This is a genomic window from Kitasatospora sp. NPDC085464 (assembly GCF_044541955.1).
In the GTDB taxonomy this organism is placed as follows: domain Bacteria; phylum Actinomycetota; class Actinomycetes; order Streptomycetales; family Streptomycetaceae; genus Kitasatospora.
Map to the genome: position 1 here is coordinate 50,736 of NZ_JBITTM010000015.1, position 25,600 is coordinate 76,335.

Sequence of the window (25,600 nt, forward strand, 5' to 3'; positions counted from 1 at the left end):
TGCGGATCGTCCGGCCGGTGGGGAAGCCGTCCGGGATCATCGGATCGAGCAGCTCGCACGCGAGGGCCGGTCGTGCATGATGACCCGATGAAACGTAGCGACCGGCGCTTCCACGTCATCGTGCTGTCGAACTTCGCCAGGGGCTTCGACAAGTACGCCTTCGCCTACGGCAAGGCGGGCATCCCGGAGAGCACCCATCCCGACCGGTTCCACCTGCTGACCCGTGCGGAGTTGGGCATCGGCGTCGGCAAGGCACGACGCCTGCTGGAGCGGCTGGCCATCCCGGGCGACCGGCTGCTGGTGCTGGAGACCGCGGTGGACCCCGACGAGCTGGTGCCCAACGCGGCGACCGGCCTCGGCATGGAACTGCACGAGGCCCGCATCCGGCTGTCAGCCGTCCACGAACTCGACCACGCGGACGGCCCCGACGGCCCCAACGACCCCGCCGGCCCGGCCACCCCCGCCGGCCCGGCCACCGCGGGCGAAGCGGGCGACGGGCTCACGCTGCGCCCCACGACCGTCGAGGACGCCATGGCGGCCTCCCTGCGCCTGCACGGATCGGCAGATCGTCAGTACGCCGACCTGAGACCGCGCTCGGTCTCGCTGCTGCCGGTCGCCTCCGCCTGCCAGGCCCGGTGCTCGTTCTGCTTCTCCGCGGCGTCGATCTCCAGTGACCAGGCGCCGGCCCGGGTCCCGTGGGACGCGGTCACCCACTGGCTGGAGCGCGCCCGCGCGGCGGGCGCCGAGCGGGCGGTGATCACCGGTGGCGGGGAGCCCACGCTCATACCCTTCGACCAGCAGCTGCGGCTGGTGTCCGCCTGCTCGGCGGCCTTCCCGAAGGTCGTCCTGATCACCAACGCGCACACCCTGGCGAAGGGCGGGCACGCCGACCGGGCCGACCGGCTGGCAGCCCTGGGCGCCGCAGGCCTGAGCGTGCTGGCAGTCTCCCGGCACCACCAGGACGACGCCGTCAGCGAGCGGCTGATGGCGCTGCGCACGCCGGTGGGCTCGGTGATCGACACCTGGCGGGTGGAACGCGACCGCTGGCCGTCGCTGCGGACGCGGCTCATCTGCGTGCTCCAGCACGGCGGCGTGGCCGACGCGGCCGGCGTCGCCGACTACCTCTCGTGGGCCGCGGCCCTGGGTGTCGAGGAGGTCTGCTTCAAGGAGCTCTACGTCTCCACCAGCACCGAGTCGCTCTACTTCGACCGCGCCGCCAACGTCTGGAGCCGGGAGCACCAGGTGTCGCTGTCCGTCGTCACCGGGTTCGCCGAGCAGCACGGCTTCGAACTCGCGAGCCGCCTGCCCTGGGGTGCGCCGGTCTACCGCGGCAGCTGGGACGGCCGGCCGATGCGGATCGCCGCCTACACGGAGCCCAGCCTGCTCTGGGAGCGCACCAGCGGGGTCGCCCGCAGCTGGAACGTCCTGGCCGACGGGCGCTGCTACGCCTCCCTGGAGGACCGGGCCGGCGAGATCCTGCCGGAAGGGGCGGCGGCATGAGGTTCGACGAGTTCCAGGACTTCCGGCAGCGGCAGCTCGACGCGTCCCCGTCGCTCCTGGACGCCGCCGAGACCAACCTGTACCGGGCGCTCGCGCCGATGCGGCCGGAACCGCCGGACGACGCGCGTACGGTGCACCGGTGCGACCTCGCCCGTGCCTGGCTGCGGCGCTACGAGCTGCCGGAGGAGTGGTCCGGTCGCGCCATGGTCTGTCGAGGGGTCCGCCACGGGCTCGACGTGGTGTTCCACCGGCTGCGCGCCGTGCGGGCGAGGGTGTGGCTGCCCGCGGACGTGTACCCGGTCTACTTCGAGCTGGCCCGCGCCGCGGGCCTGGCGCCCGCGTCCTACCCGACGCTGCCGGCGCCGGTCCTGCCGGTCCTGCCGGTCCTGCCGGGGGCGCCGGCGGACGACCGGCCCGAGTACCTGCTGCTCGCCAACCCCAGCAAGCCGCTCGGCCGGTACCTGTCCGACGCCGAGTGCGCCGAGGTGATCGCCTGGCTGCGGGAGTCACCGCACCGGCGCCTGCTGATCGACGGCGTCTACGACCTGGGCGCGCCGTTCGCCGCCGGCACGCGGCGGTTGCTGGACACCGGTCGTGCGGTCCTTCTGCACTCGGTCACCAAGGGATGGCTCCGGCCGCGCACCTTCGGGGTGGTCCTGCTGGGCCCGGAGCAGGCCGAACTGGCCGACTCGTTCCGGGCGGACCCGCCGACGCCCGACCAGCTGAGGCTCGCCGACCGCCTGCTGACCGTGCACGGCGACGTGCCCGGGCAGGTCGCCGCCGAACTGGCCGTACGGGCCGAGCGGTTGTTCGGCCGGCTGCCGGCCGACGTGCTCGGGGCGGTCGCGCCGGGGAGCCGGACCAGCCCGGGCAACTACTTCTTCCCGGTCGACATCCCGGCGGAGACGCTGCGCCGCGCGTACGGCGTGCTCGCCCTGCCGGGCGGCGTCTTCGGCGAGACCGATTGGTCCGGCTCCGTCCTGACCAGCCTCGCCGACGCCTTCGGCCCGACGCCGTCGGCGGTGCGGCCGCGGTGATGTCCCCGTGGGTCCCTCAGCGCCGGGCCAGGGCTTCCAGGACACGGTCCAGGGAGGTGCCGAGGCCCCAGCGGGTGGAGAGCTCTTCGAGGGTCATCGGGTCGAGGGGTTCGCGGGGGAGGACCGGGTCGAACGCGGGGAGGGGGGCGTCGTCGGCGACGCGGACGACCTTCGGGGCGACGTCGAGGTAGGCGGCGCCCTCGACGATGTTGCGGCGCCGGGCCGGGGTGAGCCTGGAGGCGAGGTCGAGGGCGGCGGCGCGGATGGCCGGGAGGTCGCCGTACTCGTTGATCAGCTGGGCGGCGGTCTTCTCGCCGATGCCCTTGACCCCGGGCAGGCCGTCCGACGGGTCACCGCGCAGGGCGGCCATGTCGGCGTACTGGGCGCCGCGCACGCCGTACTTCTCCAGCAGCAGCGCGTCGTCGGTGACCTGCAGGTTGCCCATGCCCTTGACCGGGTAGAGCACGGTGATCCCCCGGGCGTCGTCCACCAGCTGGAAGAGGTCGCGGTCGCCGGTGACGATCTGCACCGGGCCCTCGGCGCGGGCGGTGAGGGTGCCGATCACGTCGTCCGCCTCGTAGCCGGGGGAGCCGACCCGGGCGATGCCGAGCGCGTCCAGCACCTGCTCGATCACCGGGACCTGCGGGGCGAGCGTGTCGGGCACCTCCTCCTCGCCGTCCACGGCGGCCTCGGCGACCCGGTGGGTCTTGTACGACGGGACGAGGTCCACCCGCCACTGCGGGCGCCAGTCGGCGTCCATGCAGGCCACCAGCCGGTCGGGGCGGTGGTCGTGGACCAGCCGGGCGATGAAGTCCAGCAGGCCGCGGACGGCGTTGACCGGCTCGCCCTGCGGCGAGCGCAGGGTGTCCGGTACGCCGAAGTAGGCCCGGAAGTACAGGCTGGCGGAGTCGAGCAGCATCAGTCGCGGTGCGGTCACGTCACAGATCATGCCGCACCGCGCTGACGGAGTCCCGGTTCTCAGTGCTCGTGCGGCCCGGCGCGGTGGACCGGGCCGTGGGCGTCGGCGCAGTGTTCGGCGGCCGTGTCGCCCGGTGCGGCGATCTGCAGCAGCGCGCCCGCCTCGTCCTCGCCGACGTGGTCGACCTGGAGGGTGCTGTGGGTGATGCCGTACTCGTCGGCCAGTCGGCGCTGGAGCCGGCGCCGGACGGCGTGGCAGTCGCCGCCGGGGGTGACCAGGATGTGCGCGGACAGCGCCGGCTGCCCGGAGGTGATCTCCCAGATGTGCAGGTCGTGGATCTCCTCGACCAGCGGTTCGGTGACCATCCGGTCGGCCACCGCGTCGGGGTCGATCCCGGCGGGGGCGGCCTCCAGGAAGATCCGCCCGGAGTCGCGGACGAGCCCGATGCCGGCCTTGAGCATCAGCGCGACGACGATCAGCGAGGCGATCGCGTCGGCCCGCTCGAAGCCGGTGGTCAGGACGACCACACCGGCGATGGCGGTGGCGATGAACGCGTACAGGTCGGTCAGGACGTGCTGGAAGGCGCCCTCGACGTTCAGCGAGCTGCGGTTGGCCTTGGACATGCACCAGGTCGCCGCGAGGTTGACGACGATCCCGACCAGCGCGGTGACCAGCACCAGCGAGCCGGCGACGTCCGGCGGTTCGAGCAGCCGGGTGACGGCCTCGTAGCCCAGCCAGGCCGAGAGCACCAGCAGGGTGACGCCGTTGGCCTGCGCCGAGAGGATCTCGGCCCGCTTGAGGCCGTAGGTGTAGCCGCCGCGGGCCGGCCGGGCGGCGAGCCGCATCGCGACCAGGGCGAGCACGATCGAGGCGGCGTCGGTGAGCATGTGCGCCGCGTCGGAGATCAGCGCGAGGGACTGGGCGGCGAAGCCGACCACGACCTCGCCGGCCATGAAGACGACGATCAGGGCGAGCGCGCCGAGCAGCCAGCGGCGGTCCGCGTCGGCGGCGACACCGTGCGAGTGCCCGCCGTGGCCCCCGTGTCCGCCGTGCGCGTGTCCGCCGCCGTGCCCGTGCCCGTTCGACCGTGCGTGGTCATGCGCATGATCATCGTGCGAATGCTCGTGCCTGGCCATGGAAGTCCTCTCTGGGCGCACGAAGGCGAACGGGGGTGCGGCGCGACCGCCCCGCAACCGAAGTGAACCGCAGAATCGACAAAGATCCAAAGGCTGTACTGGTGACCGTTGTCGTTGCCGTTCGGCCGGCCGGATGCGGTGCACTCCGCACCCCTCCGACCAGCCGATGTCGCCTGCGCCCGCGCCCAGTTGAGCTACCCCAGCGCGGCCGGGTCCAGGGCCGCCGAGCCCAGGACCGCGGCATCGGCGACGGCGGCGTCCAGGGCCGTGGCGTCCAGCGCGGCGGCGGTGGCCGCCCGTACCAGGGCCCGCATCAGCCGCAGGTCGTCCCCCTGCTCCGGATGCCACTGCACCCCGAGCGTGAACCCCGGCCCCTCCACCGCCTCGACCGTGCCGTCCGGCGCGTGGGCACTCACCCGCAGGCCCGTGCCCACCCGGTCGACGGCCTGGTGGTGGAAGGTCGGCACCTCCAGCTCGCACTCCGGCAGCAGCCCGCCCAGCAGCGTGCCGGGCACCGGTCGCACCAGGTGCGTGCCGTACCGTCCCGGCGCCCCGCCGTGCACGTTCACCGGCAGCACGTCCGGCAGGTGCTGCACCAGCGTTCCCCCGCACACCACGTTCAGGACCTGCATCCCGCGGCAGACCCCGAGCAGCGGCATCCCCGCGGCCAGCGCCGCCCGCAGCAGGGCGACCTCCCAGGCGTCGCGCTCCGGCGAGTCCACCTCGGTCGCCGGATGGGCCGGCTCCCCGTAGTACGCCGGGTCGATGTCCGGCCCGCCGGCGATGACCAGCGCGTCCAGCCGGGCCAGCACCTCCGGCGCCCGCTCCGGGGCGTCCGGCGGCAGCAGGACGGCGATCCCGCCGGAGTCCCGGACGTACGCGGTGTACCGCTCGGGCACGAGGGCGACCCGGCGGCCCCGCCAGTCGCTCCAGCTCGCGTCCACGAGGTAGGTGCTGACGCCGATCAAAGGCCTGCGATTCATGGCGCGCATTCTCCTCCCGAACCACCTGATCCACCGTCAACCACGCATATCGGCGCGCCACACCAGTCCGCCCTCTTCCGCCCCGCGAGTCGCAGGCCGTACGGTTCGCTGTGACTGCTTGATCTCGAAGAGTGATCGAAGGAATGCAGGACGTCGAGGAAGGAGGGCTCCGCCATGTCCGGGAACGCCGCCCCCGAGAACGCCGGCCCCGAGAACGCCGGCCCCGGCAACACCGCACCCGGGAACTCCAAGCCCGCGAGCGCCACCCCGCGGAGCGCCGCCCCCGGGAACGCCGCGCCGGAGCGCACCACGTCCGGGACCACCGCCGCGGCCGTGCCACCCCGGCCGCCGCTGACCCTGGACGAGCTGCGCACCCTGGTGGACGCCGGCGAGGTGCACACCGTCGCGCTCGCCTTCACCGACATGCAGGGCCGGCTGCAGGGCAAGCGCTTCGCCGCCCGGTTCTTCCTCGACGAAGTCGCCGAGCACGGCGCCGAGGCCTGCGACTACCTGCTGGCCGTCGACGTCGACCTGAACACCGTGGACGGCTACGCCTTCTCCTCCTGGGCCACCGGCTACGGCGACTTCGCGATGCGCCCCGACCTCGGCACCCTGCGGCTGACCCCCTGGCAGCCCGGCACCGCCCAGGTCACCGCCGACCTCGCCCGGCACGGCGGCCACCCGGTGGACGCCGCCCCGCGCCAACTGCTGCGCCGCCAGATCGCCCGGCTCGCCGAGTACGGCCTGGCCGCCGACATCGGCACCGAACTGGAGTTCCTGGTCTTCCGCGACACCTACGAGCAGGCCTGGCTCGGCGGCTACCGCGGCCTGACCCCGGCCAACCTCTACAACGTGGACTACTCGATGCTGGGCACCGCCCGGGTCGAGCCGCTGCTCGCCCGGATCCGCAACGAGATGGCCGGCGCCGGCCTGGTCGTGGAGTCCGCCAAGGGCGAGTGCAACCTCGGCCAGCACGAGATCGCCTTCCGCTACGCCGACGCCCTCACCACCTGCGACCAGCACAGCGTCTACAAGACCGGGGCCAAGGAGATCGCCGCCCAACTCGGCTGCGCGCTCACCTTCATGGCCAAGTACGACGAGCGCGAGGGCAACAGCTGCCACATCCACCTCTCGCTGCGCGACGCCGTCGGCGCCCCGGCCTTCGCCGACCGCGACGGCCGGATGACCGACACCATGCGGCACTTCCTGGCCGGCCAGCTGAAGGTGCTGCGCGAGTTCAGCGTGCTCTACGCCCCGAACATCAACTCGTACAAGCGCTACCGCCCCGGCTCCTTCGCCCCGACCGCCGTCGCCTGGGGCCGGGACAACCGCACCTGCGCCTACCGGGTGGTCGGCCACGGCACCGGCCTGCGGATGGAGAACCGGGTGCCCGGCGGCGACGTCAACCCCTACCTCGCCGTGGCCGGGATGATCGCGGCCGGTCTGTACGGGCTGCAACGCAAGCTGGAGCTGCCCGCGCCCTGCCTGGGCAACGCCTACGCGGTCGAGGAGTACGCCCGGGTGCCCGGATCGCTGCGCGAGGCCGCCGACCTGTGGGCGCAGAGCGAACTGGCCCGGGAGGCCTTCGGCGACGACGTCGTCGACCACTACCTGAACATGGCCCGGGTCGAGCAGGCCGCCTACGACGGCGCCGTCACCGACTGGGAGCGCTACCGATCCTTCGAACGGATGTGACGCATGATCGACGGATGTGAGGCATGACCGACGGAAGTGAGACATGACCGACGGATGCGGGGCCAGGAACGTCGTCATCCAGAGCGAGGAGTGACAGTCCGATGAGCGAGAAGCACGCCGCGCAGGACGGGGAGGTCTGCCGTCGGCTGGTCGGCCGCACCGCCGTGGTCACCGGCGCGGGCAGCGGCATCGGCCTGGCCGCCGCCCACCGGCTCGCCTCGGAGGGGGCGAAGGTGGTCTGCGCCGACCTCGACGAGGAGACCGGACGGGCCGCCGCCAAGGAGGTCGGCGGGCTGTTCGTGCACACCGACGTCACCGATCCGTACATGGTCGAGGCGCTCTTCGACGAGGCGTACGAGACCTACGGCAGCGTGGACGTGACCTTCAACAACGCGGGCATCTCACCGCCGGAGGACGACTCGATCCTGACCACCGGCCTGGACGCCTGGCGCCGGGTCCAGGAGGTCAACCTGACCTCGGTCTACCTGTGCTGCAAGGCCGCCCTGCCGTACATGCGCCGGCACGGACGGGGCTCGATCATCAACACCGCCGGCTTCGTGGCCCGGATGGGCGCGGCCACCTCGCAGATCTCCTACACCGCCTCCAAGGGCGGGGTGCTCGCGATGTCCCGCGAGCTGGGCGTGCAGTTCGCCCGCGAGGGGATCCGGGTCAACGCGCTCTCCCCGGGGCCGGTGGACACCCCGCTGCTGCGCGAGCTGTTCGCCGAGGACCCGGAGCGGGCGGCCCGCCGACTGGTGCACGTCCCGCTCGGCCGGTTCGCCCGGGCCGAGGAGATCGCGGCCGCGGTGGCCTTCCTGGCCAGCGACGACTCCTCGTTCATCACGGCGAGCGAGTTCCTGGTGGACGGCGGCATCTCCGGGGCCTACGTCACCCCGCTCTGAGCGACGCCGGCAGGGACCGCCACGCCTTCTCACCGTAATCTCATCGAAAACCGCGGGAATTCCGTGCCGCGCTGATTTCGCGTTTATCCGGCTGCCTTTAGATTCTCTGCTGTGAGTGAGCAGATTCCCGCCGGGTGGTACCCGGACCCGAAGGCCGGCACCGGCGACCCGGCGACGCAGCGGTGGTGGGACGGCAAGGGCTGGACGGGCGCCACCCGGCCCTCAGCCTCGGACGTCCCGGAGACGGACGCCCCGGAGCCGGGCGCCGCGTCGGCGTCCGGTGCGGCGGCGGCCCCCGAGGCTTCGCACGCCCCGGAAGCCTCGGACGCCCCGCAGGCCCCGGCGGCCCCGGAGGCCTCGGCTGCGGCCGGTGAGCCCGGGGCGGAGACGGCCGAGCAGCCCACCGTGCTGGAGGGCGAGGTCCTGGAGAGCGGCCCGACCGTCCGCTACCCGGAGCCGCCGCCCTTCGGTGCCGCCTTCGGCGCGGCCGGGCCGCCGCGCAAGGCCCGGCGCAAGCCGTCGAAGCTGGTCGTGGCGACCACCGTTGCCGCGCTGCTCGGCCTGGGCGCGGGCTCGGGGATCACCTACCTCGCCATGGACGGCCACGGCGACAAGTCCAAGCCGGTCGCCCAGCACACCCCCCGCGGCAACTTCGGCCCCTGGGGCGGTTACCCGGGCTCCGGCGGCGGCGACGGCAGCAGCCAGGACGGCCAGGGCAACGGCCAGGGCAATGGCAATGGCAAGGGCAACGGGAACGGCAAGGGCAACGGCAACGGTCAGGGGAACGGCAACGGCCGGGTCCGGCCCGGCGCCGACACCGCGATCGACATGGTGAACAGGCTCACCCTGCCGGTCCCGAGCGGCTGGCAGGCCGACACCACCGACAACGGCTACGCCATGATCACCGTCGGCCCGTACGACTGCCCCGACGGCAGCGGCAACGAGTGCACCCTCGGCGGGGCGAACACCGGACGGATCGACGGTGCGGGCACCGACGCCCAGGCGGCGGCCAAGGCCGACATCGACAAGGCCGCCAAGGACTCGTACGTCGGCATCACCGGCCACCAGGAGCTCAAGTCCGAGGCCGTCAAGGTCAACGGCAAGGACGGCTACCTGGTCCGCTGGAAGGTGGACGTCGCCAAGGGCAACCCCGGCTACGTGCAGACCGTGGTCTTCCCGTCCGCCGACGGCAAGGCGCTGGTCTCGGTGCACTTCGGCTTCGACATCGCCGACAAGGCGCCGGACGTCGCCGTGATGGACACCATCGTCAAGGGCATCACGGACTACAAGGGCAAGCTGCCGAGCATCCCCGGGCTGCCCGGCTCGGGCTCCGGCCCCGGCGGCGCGGGCGGCGGCGCGGCCGGGGGCACCGGAGGCACCGGAGGCACCGGGGGCACCACCACCTGAGCCCGCGCTCCTCACACGGCGGCGGCCCACCCGGGAGACAGACCCCCGGGTGGGCCGCCGCCGTCATGCGGTCACGGGAACCGGGCCGGACGGGGGTGTGACCGGCCCGGCGCCCGCGTCCGGCGTCAGGAGTCGCGTCGAACAGCCTCGACACGACGGCGCCGGAGCACCATGCCGGCCCAGCCGACGCCGATCGCGGCGGCACCGGCGAGCAGCAGCGGGCCGGTGGCCGAGGTGCCGGCCACGGCGGCGGAGGTGGTCGGGACGATCTGGCCGGCCGGGGCGTTCGGGTCCCCGCCGTGGCCGTGGTGGGCGACCGTGGACCTGGGCGCGTCGGCCGCGATCTGGGCGTCGCTGGGCGCGGCCGGGGCCTGCGCGGCGAGCGCCGGGGCGGCAGCGGCGGCGGTCGAGCCGAAGTCGACGTCGGAGCAGCTGTAGAACGCCTCCGGGCTGTCGCTGCGCTGCCAGACCATGTACAGCAGCTGGCGGCCGGTGCGCTGCGGCAGGGTGCCGGAGTAGGTGTAGTACCCGTTGGTGGCGGTCCGGGTGACCTGCACCTGGGCCACCGGGGTCGGGTCGAGGTCCGACCACTTCAGCGGCTTGGTGGGGTCGTAGCTCGGCTTGGTGATGTAGACGGTCTGGGTGCCGACGTGCGGCGCGGTGGTGCGGAACTGGAAGGTGAACGCACCCGCCTTGACCGGGGTGGCCGGCCAGTCGGTGCGCGGCCAGTCCAGGGCCTGGTACTTGTCGCGGTTGGCCGAGCAGAGCTTGCCGTCCGGGATCAGCGCCTGGTGGTTGCCGGCCGCGTTGGCGATGTTGACCTCGTTCCAGTCGTACAGCGGCTGGGTGCCGCTCGCGGCCACGAGGTCCTTGCAGACCTGGGACACCGGGTGCTCCGGGCCCTCCGCGTAGCAGGCGGCGACCCGGCTGACGGGGTTGGTCATCGTGCCGTGGGCGCTGGCGGTGCCGGCGGTGGTCGCGGCCACCGCGAGGACCGCGGCGCCGACCACGCCGACGGACAGGGCACTTCGCTTGATGGACATGGGGTGGGGACTCCTTGACCGTCGTGCCGGGCGAGTTGTGGGGGAGAGCGGGCACGCCTGCCCGTTCGGGGGCCGGTCGGCCCGGATCGCGACCCCCGGCCCGAGCGTAGGATTGGTCTGGACCAGAGCGCAATAGCCGCGCGTGGACCACTTGTTGACGGACTGTAGGCCCCGGAACAGCGCAAAGGCCCGATGGAAGGCTGTAGTTAGCCGTTCCATCGGGCCTGGTTAAGGCTGGGGAAAGGTCAGAAGTTCAGGTCGCCGTTGATCGTCTCGGTCGTGACGACCTTGCCATGGCCGACCTGCAGGACGGTGCCGTGGACCGTCATGTCCTTGAGCTCGTTGTGGTAGACGGTGACCTGCTCGGGCCGCTTGGGGATGAACTCGTCCAGGATCGCCTGGAGTTCCTCGGCCATCGCCGGGTTGTCGGCCAGCAGCCGGCGCAGCTTCGGCTGCCACTCGCCCTGGGCGCTCCGGATGGCGGACTCGCGGCTGTCCTCCGGCGCTGCGGCCACCTCGGCCCGGGTCTCGTCCAGATCCTCGGAGATCGACTCCGCCCTGCCGCCGAACATCGCGGCGACACGCGGCTTGACCCGGTCCCAGGCCGAGGTGACCATGAGGCCGGCCAGAGCGGTCGCGCCCCTCGTGGCGATGTCCGTGAACTCGGGGTCCATGCTGCTCCCTTGTCGTACCGTTCTGTCGGCACCACGGTAGGGCAGAGACGGACGAACCGTCAGAGAAATGTCTTCCCCTCACCCCGGTACGTCGGCACGGTCCGGACGACGCGTTCGCCCTCGATCAGGTGCAGCTCCGCGAAGCGCTCGCACAGCTCGCCCGCCTTGGCGTGCCGGAACCAGACGCGGTCGCCGATCAGCAGGTCGTCGGCGGCCGGGCCGAGCAGCGGGGTCTGGACCTCGCCGGCGCCCTCCATGGGGTCGTAGCGCAGGCCCGGCGGCAGGTACGGCACCGGCGAGCGGTCCGGGCCGGCCGCGCCGGAGGCCGGGTAGCCGCCGCCGAGCACCGTGACCACGCCGACGCCGGGGCGGCGCACCACCGGCTGGCCGAACAGGGCGGCCGGACGGCCCCGGAACGAGCGGTAGTTGTCGAACAGCTGCGGCTGGTACAGCCCGGAGCCGGCCGCCACCTCGGTGACGGCGCGCTCGGCCACGGTGGACTCCATGCTGCCGGTGCCGCCGCCGTTGACGAACTCCAGCTCGGCGACCTGCCGCAGCCGGCGGACCACCGCCGCGCGGCGCTCGGCCAGTTCGGTCCGGGCCTTGGCCTGCATCAGCCGGATCAGGTGCGAGCGCACCGGCCGTCCGGGCACCCGGTCGCCCACCCCGGCGACGTGTCCCTCGTACGCCATCAGGCCGACCACCCGGAAGCCCCGGCGGCGCTGGACGAGTTCGGCGAAGGCGCCGAGGTCCTCGGGGGTGCGCAGCGGCGAGCGCCGGGCGCCGACCCGGACCCGGCCGCCGAGCAGGTGCAGGGCGGTGTCCAGTTCCAGGCAGACCCGGACCTCGGCGTCGCCGGCCCGGGCCTTGTCGATGAGGTCGAGCTGGTCCGGGTCGTCCAGGACGACGGCGATCTCCCGGGCGGCCGCGGTGTCGGCGGTGAGGGCGGCGAACCCGTCCCGGTCGGCGGAGGGGTAGGCGAGCAGGACGTCCCGGACGCCGGTGCGGGCGAGCCAGAGCGATTCGTCCAGAGTGAAGCTCATCACCCCGGCGAAGCCGTCCACGGCCAGCACCCGCTCCAGCAGGGCCCGGCAGCGCACCGACTTGCTGGCGACCCGGATCGGCTTGCCGCCCGCCCGGCGCACCAGGTCGGCGGCGTTGGCGTCGAAGGCGGCGAGGTCGACGACGGCGACCGGCCCGTCCAGGTGGGCGGTGGCGCGGTCGTACCGGAGGCGGTCGGAGACCGGGGTGGGCGCGGGTGCGTCGAGGATCACCATGGGCGCAGGGTGCCACAGTGGCCTACCGGTGGGTAGGGGGCGCGTGCAGGGAAATCGGGCCGGTCGGGTGCGGTGGCATAGGGTCGGGCGGGTGGACCGCAAAGACTTCTCCAACCCGGCGTTCGTCGGCAAGAACATCCCGAACCCCGGCTTCGGTGACGACGACGGCACCGCCGACCCGGCGCTCGTCGAGGCCCTCGCCCGCTGGTCGCAGGACCGCGCCGCCGAGCCCGAGGTGCTGGCGGCGCTGACCCCCACCCGGCTGATGGTGCCGATCGTGGCGATCCTCGGCGAGGTCGAGGTGGATGAGCACGGGCACAAGCACGAGAAGACCAGCGACATGGCCGTCCCGGTGCTGGAGGCCCCGGACGGGCGCCGCGCGCTGCCCGCCTTCACGTCGCTGGAGTCGCTCGCCCGGTGGCGCGCCGACGCCCGTCCGGCGCCGACGGCCGCCCCGCAGGCCGCGATGGTGGCCTTCTCGGAGCGCGCCGACACCCTGCTGATCGACCCGGCCGGGCCGGTGGCCTTCCAGCTGAGCGGCGCGCGGCTGCGGGCGCTCGCGGAGAACCGTCCGTTCGTGCCGCCGGCCCTGGACCCGGAGGTGCGCGAGGCGGTGCGGGTGCTGCTGGCGGCCGAGCCGGACGTGGTCAGCGGGCTGCTGGCGGCCTCCGGGGGCTCGGACGGGGTGCTCGCGGTGGTGTTCGACCCGGCGCTGGACCAGGCGGGGCTGCAGGCGGCCGCGCAGCGGGTCGGTCAGGCGGTGGCCGCGGACCCGGTGCTGCGGGTGCGGCTGGACCGCGGGCTGGACCTCGCGGTGCTGCCGGCGAGCGCCGAGCTGCCGGGGGAGCCGTTGTACCGGCGCTAGACGCGGAAGGGGGCACCTACCAGAGCTGGTAGGTGCCCCCTCCCATGCGGGTCAGGAGTAGACCGGCCCGGTGAACTTCTCGCCCGGGCCCGCGCCCGGCGCGTCCGGGACGATGGAGGCCTCGCGGAAGGCGAGCTGCAGCGAGCGCAGGCCGTCGCGCAGCGGGGCGGCGTGGAAGTTGCTGATCTCCGGGGCGCCGGCGGTGACCAGCCCGGCCAGTGCGGTGATCAGCTTGCGGGCCTCGTCCAGGTCCTTGTCCTTCTCGCCGCCCTCGGCCAGACCGCACTTGACGGCGGCCGCGCTCATCAGGTGCACGGCGACGGTGGTGATCACCTCGACGGCGGGGACCTCGGCGATGTCGCGGGTGAGGTCGTCGAAGCCGATCGCGTCGTCGTCCGTGCCGGGGGTCTGGGTGGGCTGGCTGCTCAAGGGGGGCTCGTTCCGTCGTGCCGTGTGGGTACACGTGGAGCGTACAAGGGCTCCGTGGCGCGCCGGGAAGGCGCTGCGCCGGGGCGGAATGGCGTCGGGCCTCCCGGCGCTGTATGCTTCGAGACTGACCGGCCGGGATCCCGCATGGGCGCCTGGCCAGCAAGTGGAGGCTCCACTGAGGAGGCCCGAGAGGGCAACCGCGAAAGTCTCCCACCCGATCGGCCTCGCGGTCGACGGGTCCCGGTCCGCGACGGGCGCCTGGCGCCTAGTCGCCGCAGCGCCCCTCACCGGGCGCAGCCCCCGGTTGTGTGGAGCCCCGCTTGTACCGAGCGGGGCTTTTTTCGTGTCGCGGGTGCGACGGTGCCGGAAGGTGCCGGGCAGCGCAGCACGAATGAAGCCCCGCCCAGTGGTCGAGTCCACTACGTGCGACCGCCGTCCGACGGCCGCATCGCAGAAGGTGCAACCGAGGAGGCCCCATCAGCACCGAGCCCCGCATCAACGACCGGATTCGCGTTCCGGAGGTGCGACTCGTCGGTCCCAGCGGCGAGCAGGTCGGCATCGTGCCGCTTGCCAAGGCGCTGGAGCTTGCGCAGGAGTACGACCTCGACCTGGTCGAGGTCGCGGCGACCGCCCGGCCGCCGGTGTGCAAGCTCATGGACTACGGCAAGTTCAAGTACGAGTCGGCCATGAAGGCTCGTGAGGCGCGCAAGAACCAGGCGCACACGGTCATCAAGGAGATGAAGCTCCGGCCGAAGATCGACCCGCACGACTATGACACCAAGAAGGGTCACGTCGTCCGGTTCCTCAAGCAGGGCGACAAGGTCAAGATCACGATCATGTTCCGTGGTCGTGAGCAGTCCCGCCCCGAGCTGGGCTTCCGCCTGCTGCAGCGGCTCGCCGACGACGTCCAGGACCTGGGTTTCGTCGAGTCCTCGCCGAAGCAGGACGGCCGTAACATGATCATGGTTCTTGGCCCGCACAAGAAGAAGACCGAGGCGATGGCCGAGGCCCGCGCCCTCGCGGACGCCCGCAAGGCCGAGCGTCAGGGCCGCACCGCCGGTTCCGACGCCCCCGCGGACGAGGCCGTGGCCGAGGACACCGTTGTCGACGACGCCGTGACCGAGGCGCAGGACGCCCCGGCCGAGGCGCCGGCCGTCGAGGCCGACGCTCCGGTCGAGCAGCCGGCCGCGTCCCAGGGCGCCTGAGCCTTCACGGCTCAGGGCAGCCCGGGAGACCGGCCCCAAGGGTGACGGGGCAGCCCGCCCGGTCACCACAGATCCATCCAGTTCACGCCCGTGTGGCAGACGCTGCGCGGGCGTGAACGGGACCGACGAGGAGATACGGCGAAATGCCGAAGCAGAAGACGCACAGTGGCGCCAGCAAGCGCTTCAAGATCAGTGGCTCTGGCAAGGTGCTGCGCGAGCGCGCCGGTCGCCGCCACCTCCTGGAGCACAAGCCCTCGACGCTGACCCGCAAGCTGGCCGGGACGATCGAGCTGGCCCCCGCTGACGCCAAGAAGATCAAGAAGCTTCTCGGCAAGTGATCGCCCTCCCGCCCGGCGCGAGCCGTGTGCGGGGCAGCTGATCCTTCCCGACCCATTCGAATGACGGACCACGTGAAGTAGTCCGTGGTCCAACCCAAGGAGTAATGAAGTGGCACGCGTCAAGCGGGCAGTCAACGCCCACAAGAAGCGCCGGGTCATCCTGGAGCGCGCCAGCGGCTACCGTGGCCAGCGCTCGCGCCTGTACCGCAAGGCCAAGGAGCAGGTCACCCACTCGCTGGTCTACAACTTCAACGACCGCAAGAAGCGCAAGGGCGACTTCCGTCAGCTGTGGATCCAGCGCATCAACGCTGCGGCCCGTGCCAACGGCATCACCTACAACCGCTTCGTGCAGGGCCTGAAGGCCGCCAGCGTCGAGATCGACCGCAAGATGCTGGCCGACCTGGCCGTCAACGACCCGGGTGCGTTCGCCTCCCTGGTCGAGGTCGCCCAGAAGGCGCTGCCGGCCGACGTGAACGCCCCGAAGGCCGCCGCCGACGCCGCCTGATCTTCCGAGATCGGTTGAGCTCTGACCGGACCCGCAGGCTCTCCTGCGGGTCCGGTTCTGCATTTCCGCCCCTCAGCGCCCTCCGTCCGCCTGCGCCTCCAGAGATCGAGACCATGCCGAGCACCGACACCCCCCTGCTGACCTCCCTGCGCTCGCCGCGCGTCGTCGCCGCCCGCCGGCTGGCCAAGCGCAACCAGCGCACCAAGGAGCGCCGCTTCCTGGCCGAGGGCCCGCAGGCCGTCCGGGAGGCCGTCGCGTTCGGCAGACTGCCGGGCACGGGCGAGCACGCCGTGGTCGAGGTCTACGTGACCCCGGAGGCGGCCGACCGGCACGCCGGCATCGTCGAGGCCACCCTGGCGGAGGGGCTGCCCGTGCTGACCGCCACCGACGAGGTGATCGCCGACATCTGCGACACCGTGACCCCGCAGGGCATCGTGGCGCTCTGCCGCTTCATCGACACCCCGTTCGACGACGTGCTCGCGGCCCGCCCGAAGCTGGTCGCGATCCTCGCCCACGTGCGCGACCCCGGGAACGCCGGCACGGTGCTGCGCACCGCCGACGCGGCCGGCGCGGACGCCGTGGTGCTCACCGACGCCTCGGTGGACCTCTACAACCCGAAGGCCGTCCGCGCCTCCGTGGGCAGCCTCTTCCACCTGCCGGTGGCCGTCGGCGTGCCGGTCGAGGAGGCCGTCGGGAAGCTGCGCGAGGCCGGGATCCGGGTGCTCGCCGCGGACGGTGCGGGGGAGCGCGACCTGGACCAGGAGCTGGACGAGGGCACCCTGGGCGCGCCCGGCGCGTGGGTGTTCGGCAACGAGGCGTGGGGGCTCCCGGAGGAGACCCGCGCGCTCACCGACGAGGTCGTGCGCGTCCCGATCCACGGGCACGCCGAGAGCCTCAACCTGGCCACTGCCGCGGCCGTCTGCCTGTACGCCTCGGCCCGGGCGCAGCGCTCGCCCGGCGGCTGCCGTTCGAACGCCTGACGCACCCGGGGCGCACCGGATCACCCCGTGGCACGCGGGGTTCGCCGGGCGGATCCCGCCGGGCCCGGGCGATCCGCCCCGCAAGCCCTACTGCGGGGGCCTGCGAGGCGCTAGGGTCTGCCTCGGTGTGGGGATAGGCACGGTGGGTAATCGGGGAGGCAACCCATGGTCGGCAGCGGGCCCGAGCTCGACCCGGACGACCTGCCGGACGGCCTGGTGGTCGCCGACGCGCTGGGCCGGGTGGTCTGCTTCAACCGGGCTGCGGCCCGGCTCACCGGTGTGCTCCCGGAGGTCGCGCTCGGCTGCGCGCTGGAGGACGTCCTCCCGCTGGAGGACCTGGACGGCCGCCGCTGGTGGCAGCTGACCGACCCGTACGGCGGCCTGGCCATCCGCACCCGCCAGCCGGAGCGCAACCTGCTGCTGCCCGGCGGCCACGAGGTGCTGGTCTCCGCCCGGTACGTCCGCGCGGCGCCGTGCGGGCCGCTGGAGCGCCTGGTGATCGCCCTGCGCGGCACCGAGGCCCGGCGCCGCACCGAGCGCAGCCACGCCGAGCTGATCGCCACCGTCGCGCACGAGCTGCGCTCCCCGCTGACCAGCGTCAAGGGCTTCACGGCGACGCTGCTGGCCAAGTGGGAGCGGTTCACCGACGGGCAGAAGCGGCTGATGCTGGAGACCGTGGACGCCGACGCCGACCGGGTCACCCGGTTGATCGCCGAGCTGCTGGACATCTCCCGGATCGACGCCGGGCGGCTGGAGCTGCGCAAGCAGGTGGTCGACCTTTCCGCGGCGGTGCGCCGGCACGTCGAGCGCAAGGTCGCCACCGGGATCCCCGAGGAGCGTTTCGACGTCCGGGTCAGCGAGCCGCTGACCGTCCTGTGGGCCGACCCGGACAAGGTCGACCAGGTGCTCGCCAACCTGCTGGAAAATGCGGTGCGGCACGGCGAGGGAACTGTCACGATCGAGGTGGCACCGGCCAAGGAGGTCGTCGAGGCGCCCGTCTGGGAGCGCTCAGGCACCCCGCCCCGCATCGTGGAAGGCACAGCGGTCACCGTGAGCGACGAAGGAAGCGGCATCCCCGAGGAGTCGATGCCGCGCGTCTTCACCCGCTTCTGGCGCGGCTCCAAGCGCGGCGGCACGGGCCTGGGCCTCTACATCGTCAAGGGCATCGTGGAGGCCCACGGCGGCTCGATCCGCGTCGACCGCGCGCCCGGCGGCGGCGCCCGGTTCCGATTTATCCTGCCCGCCGGCGTCCCGGACTTCATGCTCTGAGAGAGCTCGGACGACCAGCAGAGCCCGCTCTGACCGGTCGCCGGAGTCCCGCCGGACGGGCATCGCGGCAGCGGCGCTACGCGCTGCGACTACACTCGACCTTTGGCGTCGAGCAACGCCCTGCGCGGCTGAGCCGCGGACACCCACTCCCGTGAGCCTCCGGTGAACGGAAACCGGCTGCCCGTGCCCCGGCCCCGCCGGGCGTGGCGCGAAGGCGAACCCACACACCTGAGCACGGACGAGCAGGAGCACGGGAAAGATAGAGATGTCGGCACCCAACAAGTCGTACGACCCGGTCGAGGTCGAGGCCCTCAAGCCCGAGGTGGTGGAGCAGGCGCGGGACGAGGCCGTCGCCGCCTTCGCCGCCGCCAGCACCCTGGACGAGCTGAAGCAGGCCAAGGTCGCCCACACCGGCGACCGGTCCCCGCTCTCGCTCGCCAACCGCGAGATCGGCGCCCTGCCCCCGCACGCCAAGGCCGCCGCCGGCAAGCTGATCGGCCAGGCCCGCGGCGCCGTCAACCAGGCCCTCGCCAAGCGGCAGGCCGAGCTGGAGGCGGAGCGCGACGCCCGCGTGCTGGTCGAGGAGGCGGTGGACGTCAGCCTGCCGTACGACCGCGCCCCGCGCGGCGCCCGGCACCCGCTGACCACCATGGCCGAGCGCATCGAGGACACCTTCGTCGCGATGGGCTACCAGGTCGCCGAGGGCCCCGAGGTCGAGGCCGAGTGGCTCAACTTCGACGCCCTCAACCTGGGCCCGGACCACCCGGCCCGCTCGATGCAGGACACCTTCTTCGTCCAGGCCCCGGACGGCTCCGCCGACTCCGGCGTGGTGCTGCGCACCCAGACCTCCCCGGTCCAGGCCCGCACCATGCTCGACCGCGAGCCCCCCGTCTACGTGGTCTGCCCCGGCCGGGTCTACCGGACCGACGAGCTGGACGCCACCCACACCCCGGTCTTCCGCCAGGTCGAGGGCCTTGCGGTGGACGAGGGCATCACCTTCGCCGACCTCAAGGGCACCATCGAGGTCCTGGTCGAGAAGCTGATCGGCGACCACCTGGAGCTGCGCTGGCGGCCCTCGTACTTCCCGTTCACCGAGCCGTCGGCCGAGGTCGACCTGCAGTGCTTCGTGTGCCTGGGTGCGAGCGTCGGCAACCCGGACCGGCCGTGCCGCACCTGCTCCTCCGAGGGCTGGATCGAGCTCGGCGGCTGCGGCGTGGTCAACCCGCGGGTGCTCGTCGCCTGCGGTGTCGACCCCGAGCGCTACAGCGGGTTCGCCTTCGGCCTGGGCCTGGAGCGGATCCTGATGAATCGTCACAACGTCGCCGACATGCGCGACATGGTCGAGGGTGACGTGCGCTTCACCCTCCCGTTCGGGATGGAGATCTGATGCGCGTCCCGCTTTCCTGGCTGCGCGAGTACGTCGACCTGCCGACCGGCGCGACCGGCCGTGACGTCGCGGAGCGCCTGGTCCGGGCCGGCCTGGAGGTCGAGACCGTCGAGCAGATCGGCGCCGACCTCAAGGGTCCGCTGGTGGTCGGCGAGGTGCTCTCCATCGAGGAGCTGACCGGCTTCAAGAAGCCGATCCGGCACTGCTTCGTCAACGTCGGCGACGCCAACGGCACCGGCGAGCCGCAGGAGATCGTCTGCGGCGCGACCAACTTCGCCGTCGGCGACAAGGTCGTGGTCGTGCTCCCCGGCGCCGTGCTGCCCGGCCCCTTCCCGATCGCGGCCCGCAAGACCTACGGCCAGACCTCGGCCGGCATGATCTGCTCCGCCCGCGAGCTGGGCATGGGCGACGACCACAACGGCATCATCGTGCTCCCGCCGGAGTACGAGCCCGGCACCGACGCCATCGAGCTGCTCCAGCTCGTCGACGAGGTGCTCGACATCGCCGTCACCCCGGACCGCGGCTACTGCCTGTCCATGCGCGGCGTGGCCCGCGAGGCCGCCGCCGCGTACGGGCTGCCGCTGGCCGACCCGGCGCTGCTCGACGTGCCGCCGGCCAACTCCTTCGGCTACCTGGTCAAGGTCAACGACCCGGCCGGCTGCGACCGCTTCGTGGCCCGCACGGTCGTCGGCGTCGACCCGAACGCCAAGTCCCCGATCTGGCTGCAGCGCCGCCTGCAGAAGTCGGGCATCCGCCCGATCTCGCTGACCGTCGACATCACCAACTACGTGATGCTCGAAGTCGGCCAGCCGCTGCACGCCTACGACAAGCAGCGCGTCAACGGCCCGATCACGGTCCGCCGGGCGGAGCAGGGCGAGAGCCTGACCACCCTCGACGGCGTCGAGCGCAAGCTCTCCGCCGAGGACCTGCTGATCTGCGACAACAGCGGCCCGATCGGCCTGGCCGGTGTCATGGGCGGCGCGTCGACCGAGATCCTCGACCCGGCCGCCGGCCCGGGCACCACCGAGGTGATCATCGAGGCGGCGCACTTCGACCCGGTCGCGATCGCCCGCACCGCCAAGCGCCACAAGCTGCCCTCCGAGGCGTCCAAGCGCTTCGAGCGCGGCGTCGACCCGGAGGCCGCCCGCGCCGCCGCGCAGCGCGCCGTCGACCTGCTGGTCCTGATCGCCGGCGGCACCGCCGAGGCCGGGGTCACCGACATCGCCGCCCCGCACCCGGTGCGCACCATCACCATCGCCGCCGACCTGCCCGACCGGGTGGCCGGCACGGAGTACGGCCGCGAGACCGTCACCCGGCGCCTGCAGGAGGTCGGCTGCTCGGTCTCCGGCGCCGACGTCCTGGAGGTCACCCCGCCGACCTGGCGCCCCGACCTGACCGACCCGTACGACCTCGCCGAGGAGGTCATCCGGCTGGAGGGCTACGACAACGTCCCCGCCCGGATGCCCGCCGCGCCGCCTGGCAAGGGCCTGACCGAGGCCCAGCGGGTCAACCGCCGGATCGGCGTCGCGCTGGCCGGGGCCGGCTACGTCGAGGTCAACAACTACCCGTTCCTCGGCGACGCGGCCTGGGACGCGCTCGGCCTGGAGCCGGGCGACCGCCGCCGCCGTACGGTCAAGCTGGTCAACCCGCTCAACGACGAGGAGCCGGCGCTGCGCACCACGCTGCTGCCGGGCCTGCTCGGTGCGCTGCGCCGCAACATCGGCCGCGGCAACACCGACCTGGCGGTCTTCGAGTCCGGCACCGTCTTCCTGCCCAAGGACGAGCTGTCCGTGGCCCCGCGCCCGGCCGTCGACCACCGGCCCAGCGACGAGGAGCTGGCCGAGCTGGACGCCGCGCTGCCGGACCAGCCGCGCCGGATCGCCGTCGCCCTCGCGGGCGAGCGGCTGCCGTCGGGCTGGTGGGGCAAGGGCGCCCAGGCCTCCTGGGCGGACGCCGTCGAGGCGGCCCGCACGGTGGCCCGCGCGGCCGGCGTCGAGCTGACCGTCCGCCAGGGGCAGCTGGCGCCCTGGCACCCGGGCCGCTGCGCCGAGCTGGTCGTCACCGGCACCGACCGGGTGGTCGGCCACGCCGGCGAGCTGCACCCGCGGGTGGTCAAGGCGCTCGGCCTGCCGGCCCGGACCGCGGCGATGGAGATCGACGTCGACCTGCTCACCGCCGACGGCGCCGAGCGGGTCAGCGGCCCGACCGTCTCCGGCTTCCCGGTGGCCACCCAGGACGTCGCGCTGATCGTCGACACCGCGGTTCCGGCCGCCGACGTCGAGGCCGCGCTGCGCACCGGCGCCGGCGAACTGCTGGAGGCCATCCGGCTGTTCGACGTGTTCACCGGTGAGCAGGTGGGCGAGGGCAAGAAGTCGCTGGCGTACGCGCTGCGCTTCCGGGCCGTCGACCGCACGCTGACCGCGGACGAGGCCACCGCCGCCCGTGAGGCGGCCGTCGCCGAGGCCGTGGCCCGTACCGGAGCGGTGCTGCGCGGCGCCTGATGCCGTAGCACCCGAGCAGAGGGGCCCCGCCCCCGGACCACCCGGTCCGGGGGCGGGGCCCCTCGTGTTGCCCGGATTCGGCCGCTTCGAACGCTTCGGCCGCGCTCCGGCTTGACGCGGCGTCAGTCCGTCGTTTATCTCTTTACCTATGGAAGTAGATAAAGGTGATGACCGGCCCTCTCCCATCGAGTTCCGCCTGGACCCGGCCTCCGGCGTCCCGACCTACCTGCAGCTCGTGCAGCAGGTCGAACAGGCTCTGCGGATGGGCTGGTTGACCGAGGGGGACCGGCTGCCCCGGGTGCGCGAGGTGGTGGCCGGGCTGGCGATCAACCCGAACACCGTGCTCAAGGCGTACCGCGAGCTGGAGCACCGCGGTCTCGCGGCCGGCCGCCGGGGCCAGGGCACCTTCGTGCGGGGGCTGCCCGCCGGGGTGGTGCCGCTGCGCGAACGGGCCGCGCTGCGGCGGGGGTTGCTGGACTGGATGCGCTCGGCACGGACCGCCGGGCTGGACGACGAGGGGATGGTCGCCGTGTTCGAGGACGCGCTTCGCGACCTGCGTGAGGGGCGCGACGGGGTGGTGGCGTGATGACGGGGGACACCGTGATCGACTGCGGCGGGATCGGCAAGCGCTACCGCCGCTCCTGGGCCCTGCGGGACTGCAATCTCGCCGTCCCCGCCGGGCACGTGGTGGCGCTGGTCGGCCCGAACGGCGCCGGCAAGACCACACTGCTCGGCCTGGCCGCCGGCCTGACCCTGCCGAGCGAGGGCGCGATGACCGTCCTCGGCGACCAACTCCCCGGCTCACCGAGGGCCCTGGACCGGATCGGCTTCGTCGCCCAGAACGCCGCGCTCTACCCGGGCCTGCCCGTACGGGACCTGCTCGCGATGGGCCGCCACCTCAACCGCCGCTGGGACGACGCCCGGGCGCGCACCCACCTGGAGGGCCTCGGCATCCCGCTGGACCGCAGGTACGGCCGCCTCTCCGGCGGCCAGCAGGCCCAGGTCTCGCTCGCCCTGGCGCTCGCCAAGCGCCCCGAACTCCTGCTCCTGGACGAGCCGTTGGCCGCACTCGACCCGCTCGCCCGGCACGACTTCATGGCCGTGCTGCTGACCGCGGTGGCCGAGGACGGCCTCTCGGTGGTGTTCTCCTCGCACGCCGTCAACGAGCTGCAGCAGAGCTGCGACTACCTGGTGGTGCTCGGCGGCGGCCGGGTCCAGGTGGCGGGGGAGGTCGACGACCTCCTGGGCGGCCACCGGATGCTCACCGGCCCGACCGCCGAGGCGGACCGGATCGCCGAGCAGCTGCCGGTGGTCCGCGACCGCCGCGCCGACGCGCAGTCCCACCTGCTGGTGCGCACCGGCGGCGTGGACGCCCCGGTCTCCGCCGGCTGGCGCCAACAGCGCATCGGCCTGGAGGAGTTGGTGCTCGCCTACCTGCGCGAGCCGACCGCCTCCGCCCTTCCCGGCCCGCGCGGGGCCGTCCGTCCGAGCGAGAAGGCCCTGCTGTCGTGAGTTCCCTGACCCTCGCCCCGCCCCGCTCCGCCGTCCTGCGGGCCGCCGGGCTGCGCCACCGGCCGGCGCTGCGGACCCTGCTGGGTGTCCTCGCCGGGCTGCTCCTCGTGCTGGCCGTCACCGGGTACTACGTCCATGCCGGACTCGACCGGTCCGGTGCGGCCGGGTGCGACACGGCGCTGCGCAGTTGCAACGAGCGCTGGAAGGTGTTCCTGCGCGGGTACGGCCCCGCGCTGACGGTCGGGGGGAACCTGGTCTACTTCCTGGGCGGCGCCCTCGGGGCGTTCGTGGGAGCTCCGCTGCTGGCCCGCGAGTTCGAGCACGGCACGGTTCGGTTCGCCTGGACCCAGGGGGCGGGGCGCACCCGGTGGACGGCCGGCGGGCTGGTGCTCGTCGGCGGCGTGCTGGCCGTGGCGACGGCCCTGACGGCCGCGGTGCTCAACTGGTGGATCGCGCCGCTGGCGACGCATGCGGGCCGGTTCACCCCGCTGGCGTTCAGCAGCGCTCCGCCCGCGCTGGTCGGCCGGGTGCTGCTGGTCTTCACGCTGTCCGCGCTCGCCGGGGCGGTGCTGCGGCGGACGGTCGTGGCGGTGGGGATCGGCGTGGGGGCCTCGGTGGTGACCAACCTGGTGGCCGAGTCGCTGCGGTTCCACTACCGCACGCCACTTGAGGACACCGTGCACACGCTCGCCCAGGGCTCGCTCGACCATCGCTGGGAGGGCGGCCTGTGGGCCACCGACCCGGCGGGGAGCCGGCTCGACCTCAACCGGCTGTACGACCTGGGCGGCGACTACTACGGGGCGGAGAAGCTGTTGGGCGAGGGCGGCTACTCGCTGCACGAGTCCTACCAGCCGGACGGCCGCTACTGGTCCTTCCAGTTCATCGAGTTCGGCTGGACGACCGCGCTCGCCGTCGTCCTGGGCGCGGCGGCGGTCTGGTGGGTCCGGCGCCGGGCGGTCTGACCTGCGGGGCCGTGGAGGGCTTGAAGAGTTTCCGTCAAAACCCTTGCGGAGTACGGGCGGACAGCGTTTCCTACTCCTCGTTAGGAAAGTTTCCTAACCCATCGAGGAATCGGAGCGTCCCATGCGCCCTCAGCCCCGTCGTGCCCTCCGCATAGCCCTCGCCGCCGCCCTGGTGGCCGCGCCCCTCACCGTCGCGGCCACCTCGGCGGCCCAGGCCGCCCCGGCCCCGGCCGTCCAGCTCAAGGGCGTCGGGCTGGACGACCCGCACAAGAAGGACATCGCCATGCAGCTGGTGTCCAGCGCGGAGAACTCGTCGCTGGACTGGAAGGCCCAGTACAAGTACATCGAGGACATCAAGGACGGGCGGGGCTACACCGCCGGCATCATCGGCTTCTGCTCCGGCACCGGTGACATGCTGGAGCTGGTCGAGCACTACACCGACCTCAAGCCCGGCAACGTCCTGGCGAAGTACCTGCCCGCGCTGAAGAAGGTCAACGGCACCGACTCGCACGCCGGCCTCGGCTCCGCCTTCGAGCGCGACTGGGCCACCGCCGCCAAGGACGCCGTCTTCCAGCAGGCCCAGAACGACGAGCGCGACCGGGTCTACTTCAACCCCGCCGTCAAGCAGGCCAAGGCCGACGGCCTGCGCGGGCTCGGCCAGTTCGCCTACTACGACGCCATCGTCATGCACGGCCCGGGCAACAGCTCGGACAGCTTCGGCGGCATCCGCGCCGCCGCCATGAAGAAGGCCAAGACCCCCGCCCAGGGCGGCGACGAGGCCGCCTACATCAAGGCCTTCCTGGACGCCCGCAAGGTCGTCATGAAGAAGGAGGAGGCCCACTCCGACACCAGCCGGGTGGACACCGAGCAGATGGTCTTCCTCAACGCCAAGAACTTCGACCTCAACCCGCCGCTGAAGTGGAAGGTCTACGGCGACAGCTACGCCATCAACAGCTGAGCCGTCACCGTCCCGACGGCGGGCGACCCCTCTCCTCGGGGTCGCCCGCCGTCGGCTTTCGGCTTGACGCTTCCTTCGGGAGTCGACGCCGCTCCGGAGCCGTCCGGCGGCCTTCC

General features: G+C 73.1%; 24 protein-coding genes. 17 read left to right on the forward strand and 7 right to left on the reverse strand.

Features of this window, described 5'->3' with window-relative positions:
- Window positions 1-87 precede the first annotated feature (87 nt).
- Together ACIGG8_RS15480 and ACIGG8_RS15485 are read left to right on the forward strand one after the other, a co-directional pair.
- The gene (locus tag ACIGG8_RS15480) at window positions 88-1,500 is read left to right on the forward strand and encodes a radical SAM protein (RefSeq protein WP_396548344.1); all 1,413 of its coding nucleotides are present in this window, start codon (window positions 88-90) and stop codon (window positions 1,498-1,500) included.
- On the forward strand, window positions 1,497-2,537 hold the full coding sequence (locus tag ACIGG8_RS15485; RefSeq protein ID WP_396548346.1) for an aminotransferase class I/II-fold pyridoxal phosphate-dependent enzyme: 1,041 nt from the start codon (window positions 1,497-1,499) through the stop codon (window positions 2,535-2,537). Before ACIGG8_RS15480 ends, ACIGG8_RS15485 begins: the two co-directional genes overlap by 4 nt.
- Before the next feature lie 16 nt (window positions 2,538-2,553).
- Here the strand turns inward: ACIGG8_RS15485 and ACIGG8_RS15490 are convergent, their stop codons facing one another.
- From ACIGG8_RS15490 to ACIGG8_RS15500, 3 genes are all read right to left on the reverse strand, one after another.
- Complete coding sequence (locus ACIGG8_RS15490; protein ID WP_350523879.1) at window positions 2,554-3,456, reverse strand: 5'-3' exonuclease; 903 nt, start codon at window positions 3,454-3,456, stop codon at window positions 2,554-2,556.
- A 59-nt stretch (window positions 3,457-3,515) separates the two neighbouring features.
- Window positions 3,516-4,592, reverse strand: a complete 1,077-nt coding sequence (locus tag ACIGG8_RS15495) for a cation diffusion facilitator family transporter (protein ID WP_396548347.1) — start codon at window positions 4,590-4,592, stop codon at window positions 3,516-3,518.
- Between the two features lie 194 nt (window positions 4,593-4,786).
- Window positions 4,787-5,575 carry a gamma-glutamyl-gamma-aminobutyrate hydrolase family protein gene (locus tag ACIGG8_RS15500; RefSeq protein ID WP_396548349.1) on the reverse strand — a complete coding sequence of 263 codons (789 nt, stop codon included), beginning with the start codon at window positions 5,573-5,575 and terminating at the stop codon, window positions 4,787-4,789.
- Between the two features lie 174 nt (window positions 5,576-5,749).
- Here ACIGG8_RS15500 and ACIGG8_RS15505 point away from each other — a divergent pair, with 174 nt between their 5' ends.
- The 3 genes from ACIGG8_RS15505 to ACIGG8_RS15515 all read left to right on the forward strand — a co-directional run bounded on the left by ACIGG8_RS15505 (window position 5,750) and on the right by ACIGG8_RS15515 (window position 9,579).
- Entirely contained in the window at window positions 5,750-7,270 is a 1,521-nt protein-coding gene (locus ACIGG8_RS15505; RefSeq protein WP_396548350.1) for a glutamine synthetase, read from the forward strand.
- Window positions 7,271-7,371: 101 nt separating this feature from the next.
- Window positions 7,372-8,172: a 3-oxoacyl-ACP reductase gene (locus ACIGG8_RS15510; RefSeq protein ID WP_396548351.1), complete on the forward strand. Its 801-nt coding sequence runs from the start codon at window positions 7,372-7,374 to the stop codon at window positions 8,170-8,172.
- 111 nt (window positions 8,173-8,283) lie between these two features.
- The gene (locus ACIGG8_RS15515; RefSeq protein WP_396548353.1) at window positions 8,284-9,579 is read left to right on the forward strand and encodes a DUF2510 domain-containing protein; all 1,296 of its coding nucleotides are present in this window, start codon (window positions 8,284-8,286) and stop codon (window positions 9,577-9,579) included.
- Window positions 9,580-9,704: 125 nt separating this feature from the next.
- On the opposite strand, the gene ACIGG8_RS15520 is transcribed toward ACIGG8_RS15515, so the two are convergent.
- The 3 genes from ACIGG8_RS15520 to ACIGG8_RS15530 all read right to left on the reverse strand — a co-directional run bounded on the left by ACIGG8_RS15520 (window position 9,705) and on the right by ACIGG8_RS15530 (window position 12,573).
- The gene (locus ACIGG8_RS15520) at window positions 9,705-10,622 is read right to left on the reverse strand and encodes a lytic polysaccharide monooxygenase (protein WP_396548354.1); all 918 of its coding nucleotides are present in this window, start codon (window positions 10,620-10,622) and stop codon (window positions 9,705-9,707) included.
- A gap of 245 nt (window positions 10,623-10,867) precedes the next feature.
- Window positions 10,868-11,296, reverse strand: coding sequence for a hypothetical protein (locus ACIGG8_RS15525; protein ID WP_396548355.1), 429 nt, complete (start codon window positions 11,294-11,296; stop codon window positions 10,868-10,870).
- A gap of 59 nt (window positions 11,297-11,355) precedes the next feature.
- Window positions 11,356-12,573 (reverse strand): alanine racemase, encoded by a 1,218-nt coding sequence (locus ACIGG8_RS15530; protein WP_396548357.1) that lies wholly within the window; start codon window positions 12,571-12,573, stop codon window positions 11,356-11,358.
- A gap of 91 nt (window positions 12,574-12,664) precedes the next feature.
- On the opposite strand from ACIGG8_RS15530, the gene ACIGG8_RS15535 reads away from it, so the two are divergent.
- Window positions 12,665-13,438, forward strand: coding sequence for an SseB family protein (locus ACIGG8_RS15535; protein WP_396548358.1), 774 nt, complete (start codon window positions 12,665-12,667; stop codon window positions 13,436-13,438).
- 51 nt (window positions 13,439-13,489) lie between these two features.
- Here the strand turns inward: ACIGG8_RS15535 and ACIGG8_RS15540 are convergent, their stop codons facing one another.
- Window positions 13,490-13,867: a DUF1844 domain-containing protein gene (locus ACIGG8_RS15540; protein WP_396548359.1), complete on the reverse strand. Its 378-nt coding sequence runs from the start codon at window positions 13,865-13,867 to the stop codon at window positions 13,490-13,492.
- 476 nt (window positions 13,868-14,343) lie between these two features.
- On the opposite strand from ACIGG8_RS15540, the gene infC reads away from it, so the two are divergent.
- From infC to ACIGG8_RS15595, 11 genes are all read left to right on the forward strand, one after another.
- Window positions 14,344-15,072, forward strand: coding sequence for a translation initiation factor IF-3 (infC, locus tag ACIGG8_RS15545; RefSeq protein ID WP_396548468.1), 729 nt, complete (start codon window positions 14,344-14,346; stop codon window positions 15,070-15,072).
- Between the two features lie 143 nt (window positions 15,073-15,215).
- Window positions 15,216-15,410: a 50S ribosomal protein L35 gene (gene rpmI / locus ACIGG8_RS15550; RefSeq protein WP_045701618.1), complete on the forward strand. Its 195-nt coding sequence runs from the start codon at window positions 15,216-15,218 to the stop codon at window positions 15,408-15,410.
- A gap of 109 nt (window positions 15,411-15,519) precedes the next feature.
- Window positions 15,520-15,915, forward strand: a complete 396-nt coding sequence (gene rplT, locus ACIGG8_RS15555; RefSeq protein WP_030055649.1) for a 50S ribosomal protein L20 — start codon at window positions 15,520-15,522, stop codon at window positions 15,913-15,915.
- 113 nt (window positions 15,916-16,028) lie between these two features.
- Window positions 16,029-16,895: a TrmH family RNA methyltransferase gene (locus ACIGG8_RS15560; protein WP_396548361.1), complete on the forward strand. Its 867-nt coding sequence runs from the start codon at window positions 16,029-16,031 to the stop codon at window positions 16,893-16,895.
- A gap of 165 nt (window positions 16,896-17,060) precedes the next feature.
- Window positions 17,061-18,164 (forward strand): ATP-binding protein, encoded by a 1,104-nt coding sequence (locus ACIGG8_RS15565; protein ID WP_396548362.1) that lies wholly within the window; start codon window positions 17,061-17,063, stop codon window positions 18,162-18,164.
- Between the two features lie 265 nt (window positions 18,165-18,429).
- Window positions 18,430-19,551 carry a phenylalanine--tRNA ligase subunit alpha gene (gene pheS, locus ACIGG8_RS15570; RefSeq protein WP_396548363.1) on the forward strand — a complete coding sequence of 374 codons (1,122 nt, stop codon included), beginning with the start codon at window positions 18,430-18,432 and terminating at the stop codon, window positions 19,549-19,551.
- On the forward strand, window positions 19,551-22,052 hold the full coding sequence (pheT, locus tag ACIGG8_RS15575) for a phenylalanine--tRNA ligase subunit beta (protein WP_396548364.1): 2,502 nt from the start codon (window positions 19,551-19,553) through the stop codon (window positions 22,050-22,052). The genes pheS and pheT overlap by 1 nt, the downstream gene beginning before the upstream one ends.
- A gap of 148 nt (window positions 22,053-22,200) precedes the next feature.
- Window positions 22,201-22,638 carry a GntR family transcriptional regulator gene (locus tag ACIGG8_RS15580; RefSeq protein WP_350523781.1) on the forward strand — a complete coding sequence of 146 codons (438 nt, stop codon included), beginning with the start codon at window positions 22,201-22,203 and terminating at the stop codon, window positions 22,636-22,638.
- On the forward strand, window positions 22,638-23,564 hold the full coding sequence (locus tag ACIGG8_RS15585) for an ATP-binding cassette domain-containing protein (protein WP_396548365.1): 927 nt from the start codon (window positions 22,638-22,640) through the stop codon (window positions 23,562-23,564). Before ACIGG8_RS15580 ends, ACIGG8_RS15585 begins: the two co-directional genes overlap by 1 nt.
- The gene (locus ACIGG8_RS15590) at window positions 23,561-24,526 is read left to right on the forward strand and encodes an ABC transporter permease subunit (RefSeq protein WP_396548366.1); all 966 of its coding nucleotides are present in this window, start codon (window positions 23,561-23,563) and stop codon (window positions 24,524-24,526) included. The genes ACIGG8_RS15585 and ACIGG8_RS15590 overlap by 4 nt, the downstream gene beginning before the upstream one ends.
- Window positions 24,527-24,647: 121 nt before the next feature.
- Window positions 24,648-25,484, forward strand: coding sequence for a chitosanase (locus ACIGG8_RS15595; protein ID WP_396548367.1), 837 nt, complete (start codon window positions 24,648-24,650; stop codon window positions 25,482-25,484).
- The last annotated feature ends 116 nt before the right edge of the window (window positions 25,485-25,600 follow it).

Bases quoted from the DNA above. Each gene is read 5' to 3' on its own strand.
- ACIGG8_RS15565 (WP_396548362.1), top strand. From the start codon at position 17,061: ATGGTCGGCAGCGGGCCCGAGCTCGACCCGGACGACCTGCCGGACGGC.
- ACIGG8_RS15580 (WP_350523781.1), top strand. From the start codon at position 22,201: ATGGAAGTAGATAAAGGTGATGACCGGCCCTCTCCCATCGAGTTCCGC.
- ACIGG8_RS15505 (WP_396548350.1), top strand. From the start codon at position 5,750: ATGTCCGGGAACGCCGCCCCCGAGAACGCCGGCCCCGAGAACGCCGGC.
- ACIGG8_RS15500 (WP_396548349.1), bottom strand. From the start codon at position 5,575: ATGAATCGCAGGCCTTTGATCGGCGTCAGCACCTACCTCGTGGACGCG.
- ACIGG8_RS15490 (WP_350523879.1), bottom strand. From the start codon at position 3,456: ATGCTGCTCGACTCCGCCAGCCTGTACTTCCGGGCCTACTTCGGCGTA.
- ACIGG8_RS15495 (WP_396548347.1), bottom strand. From the start codon at position 4,592: ATGGCCAGGCACGAGCATTCGCACGATGATCATGCGCATGACCACGCA.
- pheT (WP_396548364.1), top strand. From the start codon at position 19,551: ATGCGCGTCCCGCTTTCCTGGCTGCGCGAGTACGTCGACCTGCCGACC.
- ACIGG8_RS15530 (WP_396548357.1), bottom strand. From the start codon at position 12,573: ATGGTGATCCTCGACGCACCCGCGCCCACCCCGGTCTCCGACCGCCTC.
- ACIGG8_RS15520 (WP_396548354.1), bottom strand. From the start codon at position 10,622: ATGTCCATCAAGCGAAGTGCCCTGTCCGTCGGCGTGGTCGGCGCCGCG.
- ACIGG8_RS15485 (WP_396548346.1), top strand. From the start codon at position 1,497: ATGAGGTTCGACGAGTTCCAGGACTTCCGGCAGCGGCAGCTCGACGCG.
- rpmI (WP_045701618.1), top strand. From the start codon at position 15,216: ATGCCGAAGCAGAAGACGCACAGTGGCGCCAGCAAGCGCTTCAAGATC.
- ACIGG8_RS15510 (WP_396548351.1), top strand. From the start codon at position 7,372: ATGAGCGAGAAGCACGCCGCGCAGGACGGGGAGGTCTGCCGTCGGCTG.
- ACIGG8_RS15585 (WP_396548365.1), top strand. From the start codon at position 22,638: ATGACGGGGGACACCGTGATCGACTGCGGCGGGATCGGCAAGCGCTAC.
- pheS (WP_396548363.1), top strand. From the start codon at position 18,430: ATGTCGGCACCCAACAAGTCGTACGACCCGGTCGAGGTCGAGGCCCTC.
- ACIGG8_RS15595 (WP_396548367.1), top strand. From the start codon at position 24,648: ATGCGCCCTCAGCCCCGTCGTGCCCTCCGCATAGCCCTCGCCGCCGCC.
- ACIGG8_RS15525 (WP_396548355.1), bottom strand. From the start codon at position 11,296: ATGGACCCCGAGTTCACGGACATCGCCACGAGGGGCGCGACCGCTCTG.
- ACIGG8_RS15560 (WP_396548361.1), top strand. From the start codon at position 16,029: ATGCCGAGCACCGACACCCCCCTGCTGACCTCCCTGCGCTCGCCGCGC.
- ACIGG8_RS15480 (WP_396548344.1), top strand. From the start codon at position 88: ATGAAACGTAGCGACCGGCGCTTCCACGTCATCGTGCTGTCGAACTTC.